Consider the following 5,577-nt stretch of genomic DNA (forward strand, 5'->3'; position numbering starts at 1 on the left):
CCGTTGCCCTACGGGGTGGAGGCAGGGCCGCTGCCCTACGGGGTGGGGGCGGGGTCGTTGCCCTACGGGGTGGGGGCGGGGCCGTTGCCCTACGGGTGGACGGGGCGCCGACCCTCAGCGGGTCGTGGTGTGGAAGCGGGAGCGGTACGCGGACGGGGTGATGCCCAGGCGGCGGAGGAAGAGGCGGCGGAGGGATTCGTCGGTGCCGATGCCGGTGCGGCGGGCGGTGGCGGTGACCGTTTCGCCGTTCGCGAGGAGGTGCTGGGCGGCCTCCAGGCGGACCGCCTCGACGTAGCCGGCCGGGGTGGTGCCGGTGTGCGCGCGGAAGAGCCGGGCGAGGTGGCGGGGACTGAGGCCGGCGCGGGCGGCCAGCGCGGTGTTGGAGTGGTCGGCGGCCGGGTCGGCGGCGACCGCGTCCAGGAGGGCGCGCAGCACGTCGTGCCGGGGGCGCGGGGTGCGGGCGGGTACCGAGAACTGCGACTGGCCGCCCGGCCGCTGCATGAAGACGACCAGGTCGCGGGCGACCTCGCGGGCCAGGGCGGGGCCCTCGTCGGCCTCCACCAGGGCCAGCGCCAGGTCGATACCGGCCGAGACCCCGGCGGAGGTGTAGACCTCGCCGTCGCGGACGTAGAGCGCGTCCGGGTCGACGGTGAGGGCGGGGTGGCGGGCGGCCAGGGTGGCGGTGTGGCGCCAGTGGGTGGTGGCCCGGCGGCCGTCCAGGAGCCCGGCGCCGGCCAGCGCGAACGCGCCCGCGCAGACCGAGGCGATCCGGCGGGAGCGGGCGGCCAGGGCGCGTACGGCGTCCAGCAGGCCGGGCGGGAAGCGGCCCTGGGTGAGTTCCTCGGCGCCGGGGACGAGGACGGTGTCCAGGGGGTCGGCACCGGTGCCCGGCAGGCCGGCGAGGATCTCCGGGAGGGCGGTGTCGACGGAGAGGCGGGTGCCGGAGGCGGTGGTCACCGGGCGGCCGTCGGGCGCGCAGAGGCGGACCGTGTAGCGGGCGCCGAGCCGGGCGGCGGAGCTGAAGACCTCCAACGGGCCGGTGATGTCGAGCAGTCGGGCGCCTTCGAAGGCCAGCATGACGACGGTGCGGGGAGCGGGGGTGCGGGGGGCCAGGGCGCGCGCCTCGGGCGTCGTCGTCGGCCGCGGCGGCAGGGACATGACCGAAGGGTAGGGCCTGGGGGCGGAGGGCAGGGCCTGGGCGGAGGCCCGGGACCGTACGCGGAAACGCGGCCCGGTGGCGGCGGACAAAGCGCCCCGGCGGGCGCGCACAAAAAACCGGACCCGGTCGCAGGGACCGGGTCCGGGGAGTACCGCAGAAGCGGAGGCGGAGGGATTTGAACCCTCGATGGGCGTTAAAACCCAAACCGCATTAGCAGTGCGGCGCCATAGACCGGACTAGGCGACGCCTCCACACACCCTCCACGCGCGTGAGCGCGATGTGGCGTGACCAGATGATGACACAGCCCGGCGGCCTGTCACCAATCGCCCCCTACGGTACTAGCCCCGCGCCCCACCCGGCAAAGACGTTCCTGCGGCGCAACGTCGCGGGCGCGGGGGCGTTAGAGAGACGGGGCCGCGGCCGCGTGCGCGCGGTGGTGCGCCCCGGTGCCCCGGTGCCGCGACCGCGCGTACCGCTACCGCCCGTACCCGTCTCAGGAGCCCGTGATGTTCCGTCGCCGGATGCCGTCCCTGTCGCTGTCCCTGTCCCTGTCCCTGTCGACGTCGCCGTCCCTGTCCTCGTCCTCGCCCTCGGCCCCGTCCCCCCGGCCCCGGTCGCTCGCGCTGGTCGCCGCCGCCGCGGCCACCGCCGCCGTCGCGTTCGCCGGGGCGCCGGCCGCCACCGCCGCGCCCCTGCCGCTGCCCTCCCGCCACGCGCCCGGGGAGTCCGCCGAGGCGTTCGGCCCGTCCGGCCCGTCCGGTACGTCCGGTACGTCCGGGGCGTTCGGCGGTCCGCGGCGCGGGGACCATCTGACGATCACCGTCACCGAGTCCGGGTCGGCGCGCACGGACGGCAGGTTCGAGCTGTACTGCCACCCCCGCGGCGGGAACCACTTCGACGCCCGGCGCGCCTGCGACCGGCTGGACCGCATGACCCGCTGGGGCAAGGACCCGTTCGCGCCGGTGCCGCAGGGCGCGCAGTGCACGATGATGTACGGCGGTCCGGCGCGGGCGCACGTCACCGGGGTGTGGGCCGGGCGGCCGGTCAACGCGGAGTTCCGGCGCACCAACGGGTGTGAGATCGCCCGCTGGGGCCGCTTCGAACCCATGCTCCCGGCGACGGTTTCCTGACCCGGTTCGTGCGGGAGTAGCGCGCCAGGTCAGGACGAGGGGCACATGTCGGGCGTGCGGCGAGTCGCGCCGGGGCGCGGCATTACCGGGCCGTCATCCGCCTCCGCGTCCGCGGCATGTGCCCGTAGACTCCCTCCCAGCGGCCTGCCAGGGTGGGCCCGGCAAGGTGCGGTAACAGGGAAGGAAGCGTCGCGTGAGCAGCAGGCCATCCCGAGGCGCTGCTCGCCTCGCAGCCATACTGGACGCCCTCCCGGACGCGCTGCTGCTCGTCAACTGCAACGGCACCGTCGTCAACGCCAACGCGATCGCCCTGGAGATGTTCGAGGCGCCGGGCACGGCCCTGGTCGGGCGCGGGCTGCTCGATCTGCTGCCGACCTTCGACTCCAAGCGGATCCCGGGGTCGATGCGGCGCCGGGACGAGGAGGTCGAGGGCCGGACGAAGCCGACGCGGATGGTCGCGCGGCGCACCGACGGCACCGAGCTGGCGGTCGAGGTCACCAGCGCCAATCTGGAGGACGGCCGGACCCCGTACGAGTCCGCCTTCGAGGCCGCCTACGCCGACCACCGCAACGGCTACACCGGGGACGAGCTGCTGATGCTCGTCGTACGGGACCTGAGCGGCACGCTGGACACCGAGGCCGAGCTGGCCCGGCAGCAGCGGCAGACCGAGATGATCCTGCGGGCCGCGGCGGAGGGCGTCGTGGGCGTCGACTCCGAGGGCCGGGTCGTCCTCGTCAATCCCTCGGCGGCGCAGATCCTCGGCTACCGCGCGAGCGAGCTGGGCGGCAAGGAGCTGCACCCGCTGATCCACCACTCCCGGGCGGACGGTTCGGCGCTGCCCTGGGAGGACACCCCGCTCGCCGACACCCTGAAGTCCGGGCGCAAGCACCGGGTGCGCGGGCAGGTGCTGTGGGCCAAGGACGGCCGGGCGGTGGCCGTCGATCTGACCACCGCGCCGGTGCGGGACGGCGACCAGCTGGTGGGCGCGGTGATGACGTTCACCGACCGGCGGCCGCTCGACGCGCTGGCGGCCCGCCACGATCAGCTGCTGGCCGTGCTGGCGCGGTCGCTGCGCGGGCCCCTGGAGGAGCTGAGCGGTGAGCTGACCACCCTGGCGTCCGACCCGGCGGGCCAGTTGTGGCCGGAGGCCAACCAGATCCTGCACCACCTCGCCGCCGGGCACGCCCGGATGACGGCGCTGGTGGACAACGTCCTCAGCTACCAGCGGCTGGACTCCGGCCAGGAGAAGCTCAACCGCACCCGGGTGTCGCTCGACCAGGTGGTCGCGGCCGGTGTGGAGGGCGCGGTCGAGCTGATCGGGCCGGGCCGGGCGCAGTTCGCGGTGCACGCGCCGCCGATAGCGGCACTGGTCGACCCGGAGCGGCTGGCGCAGGCGCTGTCGCATCTGATCGCGGACGTGGCCGGGGTGGACTCGACGGGACGGACGGCCGCGGTCGAGGGCGCTCCCGTTGGCGCGGGCGGACGCCCGGTGCCCGGTGACTCGACGATCGTGGTGGCGGCGGCCAAGCGCGGCCAGGTCGTCCGGATCGAGGTGCGCGGGCCGTTCGGCGGCGGCGACCCGGTGCACGGGCCGATCGTCCGCGGGATCGTGCGGATGCACGACGGGCTGATCCAGACGCACAAGGTGCCGGGCGGCTCCGGCGCGCGCGGCAGCGCGTACGTGCTGGAGCTGCCGGTGCTGGTGGAGGACGAGGAGCCGGCGGACGGCGCGGCGGCGGATGGCGCGGCGGCGGACGGGTCCGCGGTGGGTGATTCGGCTGCGGGCGGTGCTGCGGCGGGTGGCGGTACGGCTGGTGGGCCGGGGGATGGGCCGTCGGCGGGGAAGGCCGCGGGCGGGGACGCTGCGGGCGGGAAGGCTTTGGCCGGTGGCGGTGCCGAGGGCGTGGTGCCGGGCGCGGGCGGTCCCGGTGGGGCCGTGGCTCCGGCGGGTGCGGGGAACGGCACCGGCGGCGGTGGGCGTCGGCGGGCGCGGCACTCCGGGCCGGCGCAGGGTCCGGCGGCCGACGGTACGCAGGGGGCCGGGCTGCCCTTGGGGGCTGCGGGCGCCGAGGCGGTACCGCCGAGCGGGCGCCGGCGGGCGCGGCAGGTTCCGGAAGGGGCGGCCCCTGAGGGGGCGGCGCGTGGCGGAGCGGCACCCGGAGGAGCGGCGCTGCCCGCGTTGCCGGCGGGGGCCGGGGGCGGGGGCCCGGCCGGGGGTGCGGGGCGGGGTCCGGGGCACGGGCTGACGCCTGCGCTCGGGCGGGTGCCCGTACCGGCACAGGGTCAGAACCAGGTTCAGGGCCAGCAGGCTGGGCGGCCACAGGGCGCGGGCGCGGCCCCGGCGACGGTCCCCGTACCGGCGCAGGGGCACGGGCCGCAGCCGGGGCAGTTGGGGCAGCCGGGACAACCGGGCCAGCCGCCGCACGGGGCGGTACCGGTGCCGGCACAAGGACAGCGGCCTGGTCAGCCTGGTCAGCCGCAGGGGCCGGTTCCCGTGCCGACCGGTGGGCGGCGGGCCCGGCGCGCGCTGGCCGAGGCGCCCGAACGGGCCGGAGCGGCCGGGGAGTCCGGGGAGGCCGGGGCGGCCGCGCCGCGCGCGCCGTTCGCCCTGCCGCCCGCCGCGGCGGACCGGACGCCCCAGCCGCAGGCCGGGCAGCAGGCGCCGGCGCTGCCCGCGATCTCCGGCGGGATGCCGGTGCGGGCCGCGGACGGTACGCCGGAGCCCGCCGGTACGGGACGGCGCCGGGCGCGCCGTCCGGTCGCCGGCGGCCCCCAGGCCGCGCCCGGGAACGACCCCGCGAACGGCCCGGCGAACGGCCCCGCGAACGCGCCTGCCGACCTGCCCGGTGCCCATCCGGTTCCCGCCGCCGGGGACACCGCGGACTTCCCTGGCGCGCAGGGCGTTCAGGGCGCGTGGGACGCCGGATCGGCCGGCCCGGCCGGGCGGCGGGCGCGGCGGGCCGCCGCCGAGGAGCGCGCGGCCGCGGCGATGGCCGATTCCGAGGCGTCCGGCACGTTCGTAGCGGGTCCCGAGGGCCTGGTCGCGCAGCCGGCCGAGCCCGCCGGGCCGCCGGCAACCGGGACGACGGGCCCGGGCGCGGGTACGGGTGCGGGGACGGCTCCCGCAGGCACGGCTACGGGCACGGCTACCGGCGCGCCTACGGGTACGAGCACGGGCGGCGCGCCCGGTATGCCCGCCACCCCGGGCACCCCGCCCGGCGCGCCAGGCGCCCCCGCCCCCACCGGCCGCCGCCGGGGCCGCCCCAGCCCCGCCGAGGAGGCCGCGGC

At 77.8% G+C, this 5,577-nt stretch carries 3 protein-coding genes and 1 tRNA gene; 2 read left to right on the forward strand and 2 right to left on the reverse strand.

Annotated features, from left to right (window positions below; translation table 11 throughout):
- Positions 1 to 114 precede the first annotated feature (114 nt).
- Both ADL22_RS09950 and ADL22_RS09955 read right to left on the reverse strand, forming a co-directional pair.
- The gene (locus ADL22_RS09950) at positions 115 to 1,158 is read right to left on the reverse strand and encodes a GlxA family transcriptional regulator (RefSeq protein ID WP_079063982.1); all 1,044 of its coding nucleotides are present in this window, start codon (positions 1,156 to 1,158) and stop codon (positions 115 to 117) included.
- Between the two features lie 161 nt (positions 1,159 to 1,319).
- Positions 1,320 to 1,410, reverse strand: a tRNA-Ser gene (locus tag ADL22_RS09955).
- 255 nt (positions 1,411 to 1,665) lie between these two features.
- On the opposite strand from ADL22_RS09955, the gene ADL22_RS09960 reads away from it, so the two are divergent.
- Positions 1,666 to 2,289, forward strand: a complete 624-nt coding sequence (locus ADL22_RS09960; RefSeq protein ID WP_234430624.1) for an SSI family serine proteinase inhibitor — start codon at positions 1,666 to 1,668, stop codon at positions 2,287 to 2,289.
- Between the two features lie 193 nt (positions 2,290 to 2,482).
- The coding region (locus tag ADL22_RS09965) for a PAS domain-containing protein (RefSeq protein ID WP_079063983.1) at positions 2,483 to 5,577 on the forward strand (3,095 nt) is incomplete at its 3' end.

Source organism: Streptomyces sp. NRRL F-4489, from assembly GCF_001509485.1.
In the GTDB taxonomy this organism is placed as follows: domain Bacteria; phylum Actinomycetota; class Actinomycetes; order Streptomycetales; family Streptomycetaceae; genus Streptomyces.

Bases quoted from the DNA above. Each gene is read 5' to 3' on its own strand.
- ADL22_RS09960 (WP_234430624.1), top strand. From the start codon at position 1,666: ATGTTCCGTCGCCGGATGCCGTCCCTGTCGCTGTCCCTGTCCCTGTCC.
- ADL22_RS09950 (WP_079063982.1), bottom strand. From the start codon at position 1,158: ATGTCCCTGCCGCCGCGGCCGACGACGACGCCCGAGGCGCGCGCCCTG.